The sequence below is a fragment of the Chryseobacterium sp. c4a genome, assembly GCF_009900745.1.
Lineage (GTDB): Bacteria > Bacteroidota > Bacteroidia > Flavobacteriales > Weeksellaceae > Chryseobacterium.
Genome location: NZ_WXVU01000013.1, coordinates 1 through 17,194, shown reverse-complemented (window position 1 = coordinate 17,194; position 17,194 = coordinate 1). Strand labels below are relative to the sequence as shown.

General features: G+C 35.2%; 14 protein-coding genes and 1 rRNA gene. 5 read left to right on the top strand and 10 right to left on the bottom strand.

All coding sequences use genetic code 11. The features are described from left to right. Positions 1-63 precede the first annotated feature (63 nt). Together GTR01_RS16200 and ygiD are read left to right on the top strand one after the other, a co-directional pair. Positions 64-576, top strand: a complete 513-nt coding sequence (locus GTR01_RS16200) for a YceI family protein (protein ID WP_160138846.1) — start codon at positions 64-66, stop codon at positions 574-576. A gap of 81 nt (positions 577-657) precedes the next feature. After that, positions 658-1,485 carry a 4,5-DOPA dioxygenase extradiol gene (gene ygiD / locus GTR01_RS16195; RefSeq protein ID WP_160138845.1) on the top strand — a complete coding sequence of 276 codons (828 nt, stop codon included), beginning with the start codon at positions 658-660 and terminating at the stop codon, positions 1,483-1,485. A 66-nt stretch (positions 1,486-1,551) separates the two neighbouring features. On the opposite strand, the gene GTR01_RS16190 is transcribed toward ygiD, so the two are convergent. The 3 genes from GTR01_RS16190 to hutH form a co-directional block, all read right to left on the bottom strand. After that, positions 1,552-3,033, bottom strand: coding sequence for a S8 family peptidase (locus GTR01_RS16190; protein WP_160138844.1), 1,482 nt, complete (start codon positions 3,031-3,033; stop codon positions 1,552-1,554). A 130-nt stretch (positions 3,034-3,163) separates the two neighbouring features. After that, positions 3,164-3,616 carry a GNAT family N-acetyltransferase gene (locus tag GTR01_RS16185; protein WP_160138843.1) on the bottom strand — a complete coding sequence of 151 codons (453 nt, stop codon included), beginning with the start codon at positions 3,614-3,616 and terminating at the stop codon, positions 3,164-3,166. 62 nt (positions 3,617-3,678) lie between these two features. Further along, positions 3,679-5,166 carry a histidine ammonia-lyase gene (gene hutH / locus GTR01_RS16180; RefSeq protein WP_160138842.1) on the bottom strand — a complete coding sequence of 496 codons (1,488 nt, stop codon included), beginning with the start codon at positions 5,164-5,166 and terminating at the stop codon, positions 3,679-3,681. A gap of 228 nt (positions 5,167-5,394) precedes the next feature. On the opposite strand from hutH, the gene uvrC reads away from it, so the two are divergent. Continuing rightward, positions 5,395-7,191: an excinuclease ABC subunit UvrC gene (uvrC, locus tag GTR01_RS16175; RefSeq protein WP_160138841.1), complete on the top strand. Its 1,797-nt coding sequence runs from the start codon at positions 5,395-5,397 to the stop codon at positions 7,189-7,191. 459 nt (positions 7,192-7,650) lie between these two features. On the opposite strand, the gene GTR01_RS16170 is transcribed toward uvrC, so the two are convergent. The 3 genes from GTR01_RS16170 to GTR01_RS16160 are packed head-to-tail and all read right to left on the bottom strand — an operon-like array spanning position 7,651 to position 10,347. Next, on the bottom strand, positions 7,651-8,364 hold the full coding sequence (locus GTR01_RS16170) for a hypothetical protein (protein WP_160138840.1): 714 nt from the start codon (positions 8,362-8,364) through the stop codon (positions 7,651-7,653). Between the two features lie 9 nt (positions 8,365-8,373). Next, a complete protein-coding gene (locus tag GTR01_RS16165) occupies positions 8,374-9,456 on the bottom strand; it encodes a PorV/PorQ family protein (RefSeq protein ID WP_160138839.1) in 1,083 nt (360 codons plus the stop codon). A gap of 12 nt (positions 9,457-9,468) precedes the next feature. Next, positions 9,469-10,347, bottom strand: a complete 879-nt coding sequence (locus tag GTR01_RS16160; RefSeq protein ID WP_160138838.1) for a DMT family transporter — start codon at positions 10,345-10,347, stop codon at positions 9,469-9,471. Between the two features lie 183 nt (positions 10,348-10,530). Between GTR01_RS16160 and GTR01_RS16155 the strand changes: the two genes are divergently transcribed. Both GTR01_RS16155 and GTR01_RS16150 read left to right on the top strand, forming a co-directional pair. Then, entirely contained in the window at positions 10,531-11,052 is a 522-nt protein-coding gene (locus GTR01_RS16155) for a GNAT family N-acetyltransferase (protein WP_160138837.1), read from the top strand. 284 nt (positions 11,053-11,336) lie between these two features. Beyond that, a complete protein-coding gene (locus GTR01_RS16150) occupies positions 11,337-12,965 on the top strand; it encodes an acyl-CoA carboxylase subunit beta (protein WP_160138836.1) in 1,629 nt (542 codons plus the stop codon). A 61-nt stretch (positions 12,966-13,026) separates the two neighbouring features. Here GTR01_RS16150 and GTR01_RS16145 read toward each other — a convergent pair whose 3' ends face one another. The 4 genes from GTR01_RS16145 to rrf form a co-directional block, all read right to left on the bottom strand. Beyond that, the gene (locus tag GTR01_RS16145) at positions 13,027-13,221 is read right to left on the bottom strand and encodes a hypothetical protein (RefSeq protein WP_160138835.1); all 195 of its coding nucleotides are present in this window, start codon (positions 13,219-13,221) and stop codon (positions 13,027-13,029) included. 91 nt (positions 13,222-13,312) lie between these two features. Then, positions 13,313-14,752, bottom strand: a complete 1,440-nt coding sequence (locus GTR01_RS16140; protein WP_160138834.1) for an AAA family ATPase — start codon at positions 14,750-14,752, stop codon at positions 13,313-13,315. Positions 14,753-14,809: 57 nt separating this feature from the next. Next, positions 14,810-15,928 (bottom strand): vWA domain-containing protein, encoded by a 1,119-nt coding sequence (locus tag GTR01_RS16135; protein WP_160138833.1) that lies wholly within the window; start codon positions 15,926-15,928, stop codon positions 14,810-14,812. Positions 15,929-17,069: 1,141 nt separating this feature from the next. Next, positions 17,070-17,177, bottom strand: a 5S ribosomal RNA gene (gene rrf, locus GTR01_RS16130). Between the last annotated feature and the right edge of the window lie 17 nt (positions 17,178-17,194).

The following is a 17,194-nucleotide window of genomic DNA, read 5'->3' as shown; positions in this document are numbered from 1 at the left end:
ACTCGTATATGTCCTCTGTTCTAAATTTGCATCATTAATAATAACAAAAAATACAACATTACAATGGCAACAAAATGGACATTAGACCCAACACATAGTGAAATTACTTTCAAAGTAAAACACATGATGATTTCTAACGTAAAAGGAAGCTTCAGAACTTTCACAGCTGAAATTGAATCTGAAGATGAATTCTTTGCAAATGCTAAAACTACAGCTACTATTCAGACTGATTCTGTATTCACTAATAATACTGACAGAGACAATCACTTAAAGTCTGAAGAGTTCTTCAATGCTGGAGCTCATCCAACCATTACTTTTGAATCTCAGAACCTAAACAATGAAGTTGTGGGGAATCTTACGATCAACGGAATTACAAAACCAGTAACATTGGATGTAGACTTTGGTGGAATCAATGTTGACCCATGGGGAAATACAAAAGCAGGTTTCTCTTTTGAAGGAAAAATCAGCAGAAAAGATTTCGGATTGAACTGGAATGCAGCTCTTGAAGCAGGAGGTGTAATGGTAAGTGATGATGTAAAAATCGCTGGAGAATTACAGTTTGTAAAACAAGCTTAATTGAAAACATACTTTATAAAGGGTTCAGGGATTTTACTAAAAAACCTTGAACCTTTTCTTTTTTATTAATATTCAAGAATTATGAACCTCAACGATCTTCAAAATATAAGCGAAAATTTCAAGAATACACAAAGAATGCCTGTTTTATTCCTTGGACACGGTTCTCCTATGAATGCTATTGAAGAAAACCAATTTGTACAAGGATTCCGAAAAATAGCCACGGAGATTCCAAGGCCTAATGCTATTTTATGTATTTCTGCGCATTGGTACACTCCGGGAACTTTTGTTACCGCGATGGAAATGCCTAAAACCATCCATGACTTTTCCGGGTTTCCTAAAGAATTGTTTGATGTACAATATCCTGCTCCAGGAAGTCCTGAACTGGCTAAAGAAACCGCTGAACTTTTACTTCCTGTAGAAGTGGAAGAAGATCACAACTGGGGGCTTGATCATGGAACATGGTCAGTTATCAGACATTTATATCCTGATGCAGATATTCCCGTGATTCAATTAAGTATTGATTATACAAAACCTCCACAATATCATTATGACCTTGCCAAAAGGCTGAATAAACTTCGTGAAAAAGGAATTCTGATCATAGGCAGCGGAAATATTGTTCATAACTTGCGCATGATTGACTGGAAAAACATCAATACCGTAGGTGCCGGCTGGGATTGGGCAATAGAAGCTCGGGAGAAAACCAATAATTGGCTTCTGGATGGCAACTTCCAGAATATTATTGATTATCATAAACAGGGAACTTCTTTACAGTATGCTGTTCCTACTCCTGATCATTACCTGCCTTTACTCTATACCTTAGGTTTGAAAGATCAGTCTGAAGAGCTAAAACTATTTAATGACGAGCTGATTGGCGGTTCATTAAGTATGACGAGTGTAAGAATCGGATAACATAATATAACAAAAAAGGAAACACCTCAAATGAGATGCTTCCTTTTCTTTTTATCATCGTATTATTTATTGTACAGCTTTTAAAACATTGATGTTTCCGTAGCCATAGCTTGAATTAACATTCGGATAGTAAGTTGCCGATTGTCTCATTTTATTAAGCACTTGATCTCTTGTCCATGATGGATTTTTAGCCCAAACCAAAGCTGCGATTCCTGCAGTAGCTGCCGTTGCCACTGAAGAACCTCCTACATAATCGGCCTGCCCATTATAATAGCTTAAAACCGGAACTGTATTTCCTGATGCTCTTTCCATCTGGAAAGTAAAATCAATCTGACTTCCTGAATGGCAAACATTACATTTTTGGTCAGAAGTTCCTTCCTTCACTCCTGTTATAGCCTGAGTTTCCGACATTGAAGCAGGGAAAATAACACCTACAAAATTGGTGAAGCTGGTAGAGGTTCCTCCTGCACAGAAAATCAGTTTTCCTCTGGCATAGGCATACTTTACTCCATCCTCAATTTTTCCTACTGAAAAAATATGTCCCATAGACATCGATATGATCTTTACATTGGTATTGTTTCCTAATTCTGTAAATGCAGTTTTTACTCCATTTTGCTCACTTGAAGTTTCCAATACAACGTTTTCAGCAGCACGATAAGCTATAAGATTAGCATTATAAGCGACTCCTACAGGAAGTCCTGCATTATTTCTAGGTGCGGTCATTACAGAAGCCATTTTAGTTCCGTGTCCACACTGATCTGCTGAACCATCTGAGTTGTAAACGCCAAACTTAGTAATTGTTCTTCCAGATGAAGCTCCATTATTAAAACTAGATCCCAATAATGACTGATCCGGAGAAACTCCTGTATCAATAAGGCCGATCGTTACGCCTGCTCCTGTACTATAATTCCAGGCATCAGGGATATTATGTTTGGCAAATGCCCATGGAATTTTTGCACTAGGTGTAGTAGACGTATAATCTACAGCACTTAAAGTAGCAGTAGAAAAGCCACATCCTGACGAACCACTTCCTGAAGATTTCGCGGTAGTATTGTAGTTTGCTTCATTTTCAAAATAATGATAGTCTGCAGGTTCTACATATCGGATAGATTTCATTTGACGAAGAGCTACAAGTGTTTCTTCTTTTTCGATGGTAACATCCATCTGATTAAGATATTTATCCGAATTCAGAAGAAATCTTGCTGAACCTTTTCCTTCAGATTTTTCAATGACATTTAAAATCTCATTCTCCATTTCTTTGTTATCCGGAGATTTACTTCTGTCAAAATCATCTTTGGATGATCCAAATCCAATAGATACCATTCTGTTTCCACGAAAAATAGCACTCCAAAGGAAGTGATCAGATTCATTCTTCCAATTGAAAGTACCATCTTTTTTAATAGCTTCATTGATTCTTTCATTAACCTGTTTGGCTGTCAGAGGATCTTTCTGAACCGTTCCAATGGTTGGATTTTCATTACGAAGCTCTTCCTGCGTACAGGAATTTAAAGCAAAAAATAATGCTAAGAAGAATACACTTTTTTTCATATATTATAATTTTGATTGGAATCACAATATAACACTTTAACGAGAATTAAAAGCTTAAAAAAAATGAATTTAGCATTATATGAATATTAATTTTACGGATTACATCATAATATAATCAAATAAATGCATTTTAAAATATTAAATCTTTTTCATAGCATACACTACTCTCAACCCCTATGTACTGTCCATAATTAGGTATCCTTTGAAATCCGCTTTTTTCATAAACGGAAATTGCATTCGTTAAATCCTGGGAAGTTTCAAGAATTGCTTTGTTATACCCTAAATCTTTGGCCCAGCTTTCCAGTTCTTTAACAATGGTAGAAGCTAATCCACGTTTTCTGTATTCGGGATGGGTAAACATTCTTTTGATTTCAACAGTACCTTCTGAAAATTCTTTAAAAGCTCCACATGCTGCCGGAACTTCATCAATGTAAACAACAATACAATTATTAATCCTATCGATTTTATTATACTGGGCAAAGAATCCATTTTCGTTACCATTATGTTCTGCAAGGTTTGCATCAAGATATTTTACTAAAGTTTGGAAATCTAAAGAACTAGAATCGGTTCTATGTATAGTCATATTTTTATATTAAAAGATTGGTGGAAATAAAAAAGCTCCCTTTCGGAAGCTTTTCATTTTTATTAGTTTACAACAAACTTTCTTTCTTTGATCAGCTCAGCAATGGCCAGCATATCCTGCCCAATCAATCTGTCGTCTTCAAGTTTTGTAACTTTTGAACGAAGAATAGTAAAGTTCTCTTCAATGATTTTGGAACATTTTGCTGGTCTTCTAAACTCTAATCCCTGAGCAGCAAACATCAATTCAACAGAAAGAATATTAACAAGGTTTCCTAGAACCTGATTGAATTTTCTTCCGGAAATACTTCCCATAGAAACATGATCTTCCTGTCCTAAGCTTGTAGGAATAGAGTCGGCAGATGCCGGGAAACACAATGTTTTATTTTCTGTTACCAAAGCTGCTGAAGTATATTGAGGGATCATAAACCCTGAATTCAATCCTGAGCTCTCTGTTAGTAATCTTGGAAGCCCGTATTTTCCTTCCAATAGTAAATAGCTTCTTCTGTCTGAAATATTTCCTAGCTCAGCTGCTGCAAGAGTTGCATAATCTAAAGGTAGAGCCATCAGCTGCCCATGGAAATTTCCTCCTGAAATAGATTCTTCAGCACTTAATACGATTGGGTTATCTGTTACAGAATTCAACTCTGTTTCTGCCATACTTTTAAGGTGTTCAAAAGCATTTCTGCTCGCCCCGTGAACCTGTGGTACACATCTCATAGAATAAGGATCCTGAACTCTTTCACAGTCTTCATGAGCTTTCATATTCTCAGATCCTTTCAGGAATTTAAGCATTCTCGCTGCTACTTTTTTACTTCCTTCAAAGGGTCTGATCTCGTGAAGCTCCTTTTTGAATGGACTTGCAGATCCTCTGTACGCTTCAATACTCATTGCAGCAGTCATATCAGCAAGATCCAACAAATACTCAAATTTTTCCAATCCTTTGATGGAGTGTGCCAGGATAAACTGAGTTCCATTAATTAATCCTAATCCTTCTTTTGGCCCTAAAGTCAATGGTTCAAGATTATGTTTTTCTAAAACTGCCATAGTTTCAGAAACTTGGTCACCATCCCAAACCTGCCCAAGACCCAATAAAGGTAAAACCAGGTGAGCTAAAGGTGCTAAATCTCCTGATGCTCCTACAGAACCCTGCTCAGGAACTACAGGAATTATATCTTTTTCAAGCATCAGAATCATTCGCTCAATAACGTCTAAAGAAACGCCGGAAAATCCTTTTGACAAAGCATGAACTTTAGCAATCATCATGATCTTTGAAAGTTCCTTTTCAATTGGCTTTCCTACTCCTACTGCATGAGAAATAATCAAGTTATACTGTAACTGAGCGGTTTCATCCGCAGATATTTTGGTGTCGCATAATGGCCCGAAACCTGTATTAATTCCATACACACATCTATCGGACTCTACAATTTGCTGTACGTTTTTCTGAGATTTTAAAATTTGGTCTTTTGCTGCTTTATTCAGCTTGGCTTTATTAGGTTTTTTACATATTTCCAGAACATCATGGAAAGTAAAAACATCTACTCCGTATATCATTTCTAAAAAATTTTCTTAAAATTACGCATTTAGCAATAATTGAAGAAACTAAATTTCACTGTTCTATCTTTTTATCTAAACAACTGAATTAATTTATGACTTCTACCTCCCGAAAGTAGAAATTACCATCCATAAAACTGAATAGTATTAAAAACATAAATTTTAAAACTCATAGAGCATTCTGAAGGTTTTTTCTTTTTAAATAGAAAGATTGCTTAATTTTGTTATATGAATCCTTCTTTAGAATTACAACTCAAAACTTTACCTTCTGAACCGGGCGTTTATCGTTATTATGATAAAAACGAACAGCTATTGTATGTGGGGAAAGCTAAAAACTTAAAGAAGAGGGTTCTCTCCTACTTCAATAAAAACCTTTCAGGATACAGGATCAAAATTATGGTCAGCAAGATCCAGCGTCTTGAAACCACCATTGTAAACAGTGAATATGATGCTCTTTTGTTAGAAAATAACTTAATCAAAGAACATCAGCCGTTTTACAATGTCATGCTGAAAGATGACAAGACTTATCCTTGGATCTGTATTAAAAATGAAGATTTCCCTCGCATTTTTTTAACCAGAAATGTGATTAAAGATGGTTCGGAATATTATGGCCCTTACGCTAAGGTACGCCCGGCAAAGATATTACTGGATACCATCAAACATATTTATAAACTCAGAACCTGTAATCTGAATCTTGCTCCCGCTAAAATTGCAGATGGCAAGTATAAAGTCTGCCTGGAGTATCATATTAAAAACTGTGAAGGGCCTTGTGAAGACCTTGAAAGCAAAGAAGAATATGATGAAAAGATAGATGCCATCCGTGGAATCATCAAAGGAGATTTCCGAAAAGCCAAAGAATATCTTGTGAATCAGATGATGAAATTAGCTGCTGATCTTCAGTTTGAAGAAGCTCAAATCATTAAAGAAAGATTAGATATTCTGGAAGATTATCAGGCTAAAAATACCGTAGTAAATCCGAATATCGATGATGTAGATGTTTTTGGTATGACCAGTGATGAAACGGCTGCTTATATCAATTTCTTTAAAATAAGAAACGGGAATATCATTCAGAGTTTCACTACAGAGATTAAAAAGATTCTTGAAGAAACGGATGAAGACATTATGGAAGAGGCACTCATTGAAATCCGACAGAAGTTTGGTTCCGATTCTAAAGAAGTCCTGCTTCCTTTTCATTTGTCTGTAGAGATTCCGAATGTGAAGCTTATTGTTCCTAAAGTTGGGGATAAGAAAAGAATCGTAGAACTTTCTGAAAAAAATGCAAAAGAATATCGCCTGGAAAAATTGAAACAGGTTCAGATTGTTGATCCGGAAAGACATACCAACAGAATCATGGCTGAAATGCAGAAACTTCTTAGAATGCCTGTAGAGCCTAGACATATTGAAGGATTTGACAACTCAAACATCCAGGGAACCAATCCAGTTTCAGCCTGTGTAGTTTTTAAAGATGGTAAACCCAGCAAAGCCGACTATAGAATTTTCCATCCTAAAACGGTAGAAGGCCCCAACGATTTTGCAACAATGGAAGAAGTCATTTACCGCCGATATAAAAGAATGTTAGACGAAGGGGAAAGCCTTCCACAACTAATTCTTATTGATGGTGGAAAAGGACAATTATCTTCTGCCGTTAAAAGCCTTAGATTATTGGGTCTGTATGGAAAAATTACTATTGTAGGGATCGCCAAGAGACTTGAGGAGATTTTCTTCCCCGAAGATCCTATTCCATTGTATCTTGACAAAAAATCTGAAACGTTAAAGATTCTGCAAAGAGTAAGAGATGAAGCTCACCGATTTGGGGTTAAACATCACAGAACACGGAGAAAAAATTCCACTATTAAATCAGAATTGGAGGAAATTCCAGGAGTGGGAGAAAAAACAATCGAATTATTATTGTCTAAACTGAAGTCTGTAAAAAGAATCAAAGAAGCCAATCAGGAAACCCTTGAAGAAATTTTAGGCAAAAGCAAAGCAAAAGTGATTTGGGAGTTTTTCAATAACAATGGGTAATTCCATCTACCACATAAGTTTATTTTCCACAAATAAATGAAGTTTTTTATAAAAGCTTCACTATTCCTCTATTCTCCCAAAGAGAGACATAAAAAACACAAAAACACCCATAAACATAAGTGAAAATCAACAAAAATTAAATATATTTAAAATATAAAATAAATAATATCATTATTTGCATTTTTTTCATAAATTAGTATTATTAATCAAAACCAATAATACCATGAAAAAAATTCTCATTTTGTAAATGATAAGGCTTTATCATTTACATTCAATAGCACTCTACATTATTTATTTTTCCTTATTGTATTCATGTAAATGATCCTGCTCTCCATTGAATTAAAATGGTTACAAAACGGGATGTTTTCTATAAACCATAAAAAACACATCAACATATTCAATAAAAAAAATAAGCTCTTTTCAAGAGCTTATTTTGATATCTAGATAAAATCTAATCATTTATTTTTGGGTAAAGACCTCCTTCGAATAGGTTCCATCAGCTTGTGGAATATCAATAACGATATTTCCATTTTCAAAATAACCGGTTGTCATTGTACTCGTATTATCTGAAAGTTTCACCATAAAGACATCCTTTTTTGAAGTTGTTTTAAAAATAGCAAACGGTACAGAGCTCCCTGATTTTGCTAAAATAAACTGATTCGCATCAATCTGTATCTTTTGTACTTCTATTTTTCCATTAGAATAATTAGCACTTCCTTCTGAATTTGTTGATGTTGATGGAGCTTGTGGTGCAGAACTCTGAACAGGATTAGAGATACCAACAGGCTTTAAGGCAATCTTTAAAGCATCTGTCAAACCTTCTTCAAAGTCTTTTATGTCTGAGCTTCCTTTTGACTCAAGAACTGTTTTATTGTTACAATCTTTAAACTCAAGAACCAATTTATTTGTAAAAAAGCTTGAAACACTTACTACATTAGCATTCAAAACATTACAATTGTTATCTTTAGCTTCCCATGGCCATTGATCTTTACTTGTAGGCAATACCGTATACTTCTTGCTTTTTAATGCTTTTATTAAAACATCCTCTAAACCGTAATCTCCTTTGAAGGTTGTAAACCTATCAGGAATAGATACATATTTGTAATCTGAAACTTTCTGTCCGAAAACAGCCGTTGAGCAAATAGCCAACATCAACATTGATAACTTTTTCATATCCTCGTTTTAATCATTTCTGAAGGCTCCCATATCCAGTTTAAGTGAGAAGAAGTTGGAATAGAAATTAGATCCGCCAATCCCTGAATTTGTAATTGCATAATCCAGAGTAAGTCCTCTATATCTAATTCCAATCCCTGCACTCGGCTGGAAAGAAACTTTTCTTTTTAAATCTTCTATATCGGTAATAGATTGGAATCTGTTAATCCCTAATCTTACAAAAATCATTTTCTGATACCCTAGCTCAGCTCCTGCATAAGGGCTGATACTTGCAAAATCAGTTGAAATAAGAGAAGCTGTCTTCGCAAAATCCACATTGATCCCTGCTTCCGGCAATACATATACACTGCTATTGATTTCAAATAGTTTACTCGCCCCTACATTAAGTTTAGGCATTGTAAGTTCCATTTTATCTTTTGGTGCCGGGTTGAATTCCTCTCCGTTAACAACAGTAGATAATTCTTTCTGATTGATACTCCAAAAGTTGACGGTAGTGGTAATATCTCTTACCATTCCCCCGAATTTCCATCCGTTTTCACCTTTATAAATAGCACCTACATCAAAACCAAAACCATAGCCATTGGCGAATTTACCCACATTTCTATAAACGATCTTGGCATTCACCCCTACATCCAAGTTTGGATTTCCACCAGGACGGAATGCATAAGAAAGAATAGCTGCATAATCAGACTGAGAGAATTTCGTGATTTTATCATAATCAATATTCCCTTCAGCATCAATCATCTGGGTTGTATTTAAAATATTGTCTACTCCAAGTCTCACTACCGATACTCCAAACACACCTTCCTCCATTACTCTGGCGTATGCTAAATAGTCATATTTTGCAATAGATTCAAAGTATTCAGCGTGCATTGCTGCTCCCTGCCAGTCTTTGTCTATAGACATCAAACCTGCCGGGTTCCACATAGGAGCATATACGTCATCCTGATTGGATATTACAGCACCTCCCATTGCCAGTCCTCGGGCACCTGCTCCGATATTTAAGAATTCATTGGAATACTTCCTGATAATCTGAGATTGAGACAGCCCATAGAGCAGTGAAAATGTGAGTAAAAAATATTTTTTCATCATATAAAATTGATGCTAGTTAAAGTTTTTAGTTTTTCTGGCTTTAATTAATCCATTCACTATGATTGCCAGTATCATAACTCCTGAGGCAATATAAAATATAGGGCTCATATGTTCTGATTCCCCAAAGATAAAAAAAGCTAGTATAATTCCGTAAACAGGTTCCAAATTAACTGTTAAAATTAGAGTAAAAGGTGAGATATACTTCATTAATTTCACTGATTCCAGCATTGGGAAAGCCGTAAAAACACTTGCTAACAAGCATATTAACGCGATATCGCGATAGTTTATTTCATTCATTTGAAAAATTTGGCCTGAAAACAAATAAAATAACATTAAAATAAACCAGCCACAAAATATTTCATAAAATATAATGTTGCCGGAGCTCGTTTTACCAAACATTTTGCCATTAAAGACAGAGAATATTGTCCCAAAAATAGCACACAGCACCCCATATATGATCCCTTCCTTATATTGAAATTCTGTTTTGAAAATCAGTAGAATACAGGCTACAATCACTACTCCCATCACTACTTCTGAAATATCGATCTTCCTTTTAAAAATAATGGGCTCCAGAATTGATGCAAAAAGTGTTGATAACGATAAACAACTTAACGCAATGGATACATTGGAAACTTTAATCGAAAAAAAGAAGCAATACCAGTGAAGAGCCATGGCAAAACCTATGGCTGCCAGCTGGAAAAATATTTTTTTTGAAACTTTTATACTTTCCTTTTTATATATTCTGATAAATGCAAAAAGAAAGATCGCAGCAAACAGCATTCTGTAAAAGACAAGAATCTGAGCATTCGCATGAATCAGTTTTCCTAAAATTGCAGTGAATCCCCATAAAAATACTATTAAGTGCAATCTAAAAAGCGCTACTTTATGCATATCCTCTCCTCTTTAAAATTTTAACAGGCAAATTTACAAATAGGCTTTTACAAATCTTACAAAAAATCTAAATTTAAATTAATAAAAAAATGACAAATAAAGTTTTTAATAGTTTTTGTAGCTAATACATGATCTATTCTATTAATTTTATAAAAAGATTATAAAAAACAAATTCATAATTAGATGATACTCCATACAAATATTAAGATCAAAACAGAATATCTCACCTTACAACCTGTTAAAGAGTTATACATAGATGATATTCTGGAGCATTTTACAAAAGATGTTACTCAATATATGCCTTTTAATCCAGAAGGAGATAGAAAAGATATTGTCAACTTTGTTAGTGAATCAGAAAGAGGCTTATCACAAAATACAGACCTGGTAATGGTTGTTCTAGATTCAACCGAGACTTTTATCGGATGCTGTGGGATTCATGATATAACGGAAGAGTCTATTGAACTTGGGCTATGGCTTAAAGAAAGTTCTCAAGGGAAAGGATTCGGAACTGAGATCATTACAGCACTTATTAAATTTCTGGAAAAGAATTTTACTTTCAAATATATTTTATACCCTGTAGATGAAAATAATATAGCCAGCAAAAAAATTCCAGAAAAACTAGGATTCACTCCAGCTAAAAAATACAAGAAATTTAAAAATACATTCACTGATCTTAATATAGTAGAATATAGAAAATACTACTAACAAATTCTGATCACACTCACAAAAAACCCTGAAAATTGGTTAAACTTTCAGGGCCTTCAAATAATAAACTATTAAAAAAATAAACTAGGAACAGAGTATTTTGCAGAGGATATCACCCCCTGTTACTCTGATGTAAAGTTAGAAAAAATCTCAATTATTTAAAAATATTTTTTAGTTAAAAATTTCACAATTTCCTAATAACCAAAGTATTAAACAACTGTTTTACTTTCTATTCGTATTCCTCATAAAAATAGTATCTTTAAGCGTAAAAAATTGAAAATTCTATGGACATCGAATTCAACAAACGAGAAGATCAGAACAGATTAAAATTATCAGAGATAAATCGCTTGCTTGCCGAGATCAAAAAAGGAGGCGGCGAAAAGAGGCTTCAAAAGCTTCGTGAGGAAGGAAAAATGACCGCAAGAGAAAGGATAGACTATCTTCTTGATAAAGATTCTGATTCCATAGAAATTGGAGCATTTGCAGGCTACGAAATGTATGAAGAACATGGTGGCTGCCCTAGCGGAGGAGTTGTAGTAGTAATGGGCTATGTTTCCGGAAGACAATGTCTTATTGTAGCCAATGATGCCTCTGTAAAAGCGGGAGCCTGGTTCCCTATCACTGGAAAGAAAAACCTGAGAGCACAGGAAATAGCAATGGAAAACAGACTTCCAATTATTTACCTTGTGGATTCTGCAGGCGTATACTTACCTATGCAGGACGAAATTTTCCCGGATAAAGAAATGTTCGGTAGAATATTCAGAAATAATGCTAAAATGAGTGCTTCAGGAATCATCCAGATTTCGGCTGTTATGGGAAGCTGTGTTGCAGGAGGAGCTTATCTTCCTATTATGAGTGATGAGGCCATGATTGTGGATAAAACAGGCTCTATTTTCCTTGCAGGAAGTTATCTTGTAAAAGCAGCTATTGGAGAAAGCATCGATAATGAAACACTAGGAGGAGCTACAACACACTGTACTATTTCAGGAGTTACTGATTATAAAGCAAAAGATGATAAAGACGCTCTAAACAGGATTAAAAATATTATGAAATCTATCGGAAGTACTGAAAAAGCAGGCTTCGACAGAATAGAAAGCTTCCCACCAAAAGAAAGTCCAGACAATATCTTCGGAATTATGCCTGTCTCCAGAGCAGAGCAATATGATACCTATGAAATTATCAAGTGTATTGTGGATAACTCCGAATATGAAGAATATAAGCCAGATTATGGTAAAAGTATCATCTGTGCTACTGCCAGAGTAGATGGCTGGTCTGTAGGAATTGTAGCCAATCAGAGAAAATTAGTAAAGAGTGGAAAAGGAGAAATGCAGTTTGGCGGAGTCATCTACTCTGATTCTGCAGATAAAGCAACCCGATTCATCGCCAACTGTAACCAAAGAAAGATCCCTTTAATCTTCTTACAAGATGTAACCGGATTTATGGTAGGATCCAAGTCAGAACATGGTGGAATTATCAAAGATGGAGCTAAGATGGTAAATGCTGTTTCCAACTCAGTAGTTCCTAAATTTACCATCATTACAGGAAATTCTTATGGAGCAGGAAATTATGCTATGTGTGGAAAAGCTTATGACCCACGACTTATTGTAGCATGGCCTTGGGCAGATCTTGCTGTAATGGGAGGAGCACAAGCCGCAAAAGTATTGGCACAGATTCAAGAATCAACATTGAAAAAACAAGGCAAGGAAATTACCGAAGAAGAACACAACGAAATCTTGGATACCATTTCAAAGAAATACCAAAAACAAACGGAATCTACTTACGCAGCAGCTAGATTATGGACAGATGCTATCATCAACCCAGCAGATACCAGAAAATGGATTTCTATGGGAATAGAAGCAGCTAACCACTCTCCTATTACAGAGAAATTTAATCTGGGGGTTATCCAGGTTTGATAATATACTAAATGAGGCTTTAATCTTTATTGATTAAAGCCTTTTTTCACGTAAATCTGATTCATTCACCTTGGATAATTTTTTTTATCTCTTCAAATTTTTCTTTTGGACATGGATATTTGGGGGTTTCGCCAATTCTGTTGTAGGCAATCTTAACAGGTAATCCCATTTTTCTTTTTGTATCAGCGATCCAACAAGTTTTTATTGATGAATTGTACTTATTTTTATATTCATCTTGAATTTGCTTATATGTCATATTCTTAAATTTAATATAATTTAATGATTCTTTATAATCTAAAAAGCCAAAAGCTGTAGCTTTTGGCTTTTTAGATTATTTATGAATTTTCTTAAGAAAAGAATACTCCCGTTCTGAATCTTTCTCTATTCAGCTTTTTGTTAACTGCCAATCCCCAAAGAATAAATTCCTTTAAGAATAAAACATCTTCCGGTTGAGTATCCGGCTGATATTTTTCAATAATCTGATCAAGAGGATAAATTCTGTTAAGAGATTTTGCATAGGCTTCATCCGAAGACTCATCTGTAATTTCCAAAAAGCCATCGTCTTCCAAGAACCATTCCGTAATCTGACTAAACGGCCCATCAATATTCTTTTTCTCTAGTTTTTCCACTTTCGGGAAATAGGAAGTGAATAAAGTTCTGATCGCATTATCAATTAATAACTGAGCCACCGCTTCAGCGCCTTCCTGTTCACCTTCATACACCAATTCCACTTTTCCCGTAATCGCAGGAATAATCCCCACAAAATCGCTTAATCTTACAGAAGTTGCGTCGTCACCAGTCAATAGAGATCTACGTTCAGCCGTACTCAATAAATTTTCAAAAGCTGTAATACTCATACGGGCACTCACTCCACTTTTTGAATCTACATATTCACTATCACGAGCTTCAAAACCAATCTGTTCTAAAAGATCCTTCGCTAACGAAGGTACATATACTCCATTTTTCTGACGACTGTCTAAACTGGATTCATAATTGGTAATTTCTCTTGCAATATTGATATTTTCAGGATAATGGGTCAAAATCTGAGATCCTATACGATCTTTCAGTGGAGTTACAATACTTCCTCTATTTGTATAATCTTCAGGATTCGCCGTGAAAACAAATTGTATATCCAAAGGCATTCTCACCTTAAATCCGCGAATCTGCACATCACCTTCCTGCAAAATATTAAACAGAGAAACCTGAATTCTCGCCTGAAGATCCGGCAATTCATTAATTACAAAAATACAACGGTTCGCACGCGGAATCATCCCAAAATGAATCACACGGTCATCTGCATAAGAAAGTTTAAGATTGGCTGCTTTAATAGGATCTACATCACCAATCAGATCCGCAACAGTCACATCCGGCGTAGCCAATTTTTCAAAAAATCTTTCATCACGGTGAAGCCATTCTATTGGAGTATTATCCCCTTCCTCCTCAATTAATTCTTTAGCATAACGGGATATCGGATTGAATGGATCATCATTAATTTCACTTCCTTCAATAAAAGGAATCCATTCATCCAGTAAAGAGGTCATCATTCTTGCCAGTCTGGTCTTTGCCTGACCTCTCAATCCTAATAAATTAATATTATGTCGGCTTAGAATTGCATGCTCCAATTGAGGAATGACCGTATTTTCATATCCGAAAATTCCTTCAAATACAGATTCTTTATTACGAATTTTAACTTTTAAATTATCTCTTAATTCGTCTTTTATATTTTTTGATATATATCCTGACGCTCTTAATGAACCCAGTGTTTTTATGTTTGGCTTTTCAGTCATTTTATTTACAATCTGATTTATAAAATTTGAAATATATTTTTAATAAATAATTATTTTCTAGCGGATTCTTTTCTTACGATTAGTCTCATAATCCTCAAAAATCATATGTCCTAATCCATTGAGTCCCGTATAAAAAGCCTTTCCTTGATTAGCTTCTGTAAATTCACTCACGAAACGCTGTAAATAAGGATCCTGAGCAATCATAAAAGTAGTGATCGGAATATGCAGCCTTCGTGCCTGAGATGCCATATTATAACATTTCTGAACTACGTATTCATCCAATCCATAAGAATTCATATAATAAGTACCATCAGCCTGACGAATACAACTTGGTTTTCCGTCGGTAATCATGAAAATCTGCTTATTAGTATTTCTTTTTCTACGTAAAATATCCATTGCCAATTGAAGGCCTGCAACGGTGTTTGTATGATAAGGGCCAACCTGCAGATAAGGCAGATCCTGAATTTTAACAGGCCATGCATCATTTCCAAAAACAATAATATCCAGAGTATCTTTTGGATAACGTGTGGTAATCAGCTCAGCAAGTGCCATTGCTACTTTTTTGGCCGGAGTGATACGATCTTCTCCGTACAATATCATACTGTGGCTAATATCAATCATCAAAACGGTACTCATCTGTGATTGATGAATACTGTCTTCTACAATTAAATCATTTTCAGTAAGATGGAAATCTCCAATTCCGTTATTAATTTGAGCATTCTTCAGACTTTCCGTAATGGAAATTTTCTCTACCGAATCACCAAAGTTATAATTACGGAACTCTCCAGTTGTATCCTCTCCTGTTCCGCTTTTATTGGTTTTATGATTTCCGTTACCACTTTTACCAAGATTTCCGAATATTTGATTGAGTGCTTGTTTACGGATATTCTGCTCCATTTTGGCGCTTAGGCGAATTCCATTTCTTCCATTAGGATCAACTTCTTCGCGGATATATCCTTTCTTTTTAAGGTCTTCAATAAAATCGTCAATAGTGTATTCCGGAGTTGTAAGCTGATATTCTTCATCAAGCATTCTAAGCCAGTCAATGGCTTCATCAAAATCTCCTGAGGTATGGGTCAACAAATCTGTAAAAATTTCCAATAACCGATCAAATACAGACAGTTCCGGTGCTTTGTAAGTTTCAAACCTGAACCCTCTCACAATATGCTCTTTCATAAAATAAAGTTACAACATAAATAAAAAGACTTTAAGAGATTTAGTCTATTGCAATTTTTATGAATAGAAATAACGTTGGTTTCAAACTTATTCAAAAATAATTTTCAGGAGCTTAATCCTGCTATCCACTCATACTCCTCGCACCTTTCTATTCCAACGCTCAATCCTTCCCCTCTCCACCTCTTGCTGTGGGGTAACCGTTCCTATCAGGGCTAGGAAGAACAATAGATCATGAGAATAAATAGAGGCCTATGAAATTGATTATAAAATTATTAATTAATAATAAGCAAAAAGTAGTCTATAGTTGATGATGAATATTTGCATGATACTATAGAATGTCAGTACTGCTCACGATTTGTCATCTCGTAGATAATCTAGAAAAATATAAATGTCAGCCCTGGCTGGTATATTTCTACAGTGTTCACTCGATTCAATAGAAGTGGGCTTTAGCCCGCTTTATCATTTACAAACAATCCAATGGCTTTAGCCAAAACCTATAATACAAAGAAAGAATAGAGCTTAATAAACATCATTAGCAGATTTCCATACTCTCTTTGTCATCCCGCAGGAATCTCGGCAACATTAACCCTGGCTGGTATATTTCTACAGTGTTCTCTCCATTCAATAGAAGTGGGCTTTAGCCCGCTTTATCATTTACAACCAATCCAATGGCTTTAGCCCAAACCTATAATAGAAAGAAAGAAAGAAAAGAATAGAGCTTAGTAAGCATCATTCACTGATGATATAAAAAAGAACTGTCTAAAATAAAAAGTATTCCTGCTTATCTACTCTCTTTATTATCCCGCAGGAATCTCGACAACGTTAGCCCTGGCTGGTATATTTCTACAGTGTTCACTCCATTCAATAGAAGTGGGCTTTAGCCCGCTTTATTATTTACAAACAATCCAATGGCTTTAGCCAAAATCTATAATACAAAGAATGAATGAATAGAGCTTAGTAAACACTATTCACTGATTTCCATACTCCTGTTGAGATCCTTACAGGATAACAAGATACAGGGAATAACGATAATAGAATAATGATAAGGAATAGATGGTGGTTGGTGGTGTACTCTCCCTAAAGTATAAAGCAAAAAAAAATCCTCTATCTTTCGATAAAGGATTTTTAAAAATAAAATAAAAACTGGCGGCGGCCTACTCTCCCGCGTTAGCAGTACCATCGGCGCTGGTGGGCTTAACTTCTGTGTTCGGAATGGGAACAGGTGAGCCCCACCGCTAAAACCACCCTAAAGGTTGTATATAGCAT

Excerpts from the sequence above, each read along its gene's own strand:
- GTR01_RS16200 (WP_160138846.1), top strand. The coding sequence starts at position 64 with ATGGCAACAAAATGGACATTAGACCCAACACATAGTGAAATTACTTTC.
- ygiD (WP_160138845.1), top strand. The coding sequence starts at position 658 with ATGAACCTCAACGATCTTCAAAATATAAGCGAAAATTTCAAGAATACA.
- GTR01_RS16190 (WP_160138844.1), bottom strand. The coding sequence starts at position 3,033 with ATGAAAAAAAGTGTATTCTTCTTAGCATTATTTTTTGCTTTAAATTCC.
- GTR01_RS16185 (WP_160138843.1), bottom strand. The coding sequence starts at position 3,616 with ATGACTATACATAGAACCGATTCTAGTTCTTTAGATTTCCAAACTTTA.
- hutH (WP_160138842.1), bottom strand. The coding sequence starts at position 5,166 with ATGATATACGGAGTAGATGTTTTTACTTTCCATGATGTTCTGGAAATA.
- uvrC (WP_160138841.1), top strand. The coding sequence starts at position 5,395 with ATGAATCCTTCTTTAGAATTACAACTCAAAACTTTACCTTCTGAACCG.
- GTR01_RS16170 (WP_160138840.1), bottom strand. The coding sequence starts at position 8,364 with ATGAAAAAGTTATCAATGTTGATGTTGGCTATTTGCTCAACGGCTGTT.
- GTR01_RS16165 (WP_160138839.1), bottom strand. The coding sequence starts at position 9,456 with ATGATGAAAAAATATTTTTTACTCACATTTTCACTGCTCTATGGGCTG.
- GTR01_RS16160 (WP_160138838.1), bottom strand. The coding sequence starts at position 10,347 with ATGCATAAAGTAGCGCTTTTTAGATTGCACTTAATAGTATTTTTATGG.
- GTR01_RS16155 (WP_160138837.1), top strand. The coding sequence starts at position 10,531 with ATGATACTCCATACAAATATTAAGATCAAAACAGAATATCTCACCTTA.
- GTR01_RS16150 (WP_160138836.1), top strand. The coding sequence starts at position 11,337 with ATGGACATCGAATTCAACAAACGAGAAGATCAGAACAGATTAAAATTA.
- GTR01_RS16145 (WP_160138835.1), bottom strand. The coding sequence starts at position 13,221 with ATGACATATAAGCAAATTCAAGATGAATATAAAAATAAGTACAATTCA.
- GTR01_RS16140 (WP_160138834.1), bottom strand. The coding sequence starts at position 14,752 with ATGACTGAAAAGCCAAACATAAAAACACTGGGTTCATTAAGAGCGTCA.
- GTR01_RS16135 (WP_160138833.1), bottom strand. The coding sequence starts at position 15,928 with ATGAAAGAGCATATTGTGAGAGGGTTCAGGTTTGAAACTTACAAAGCA.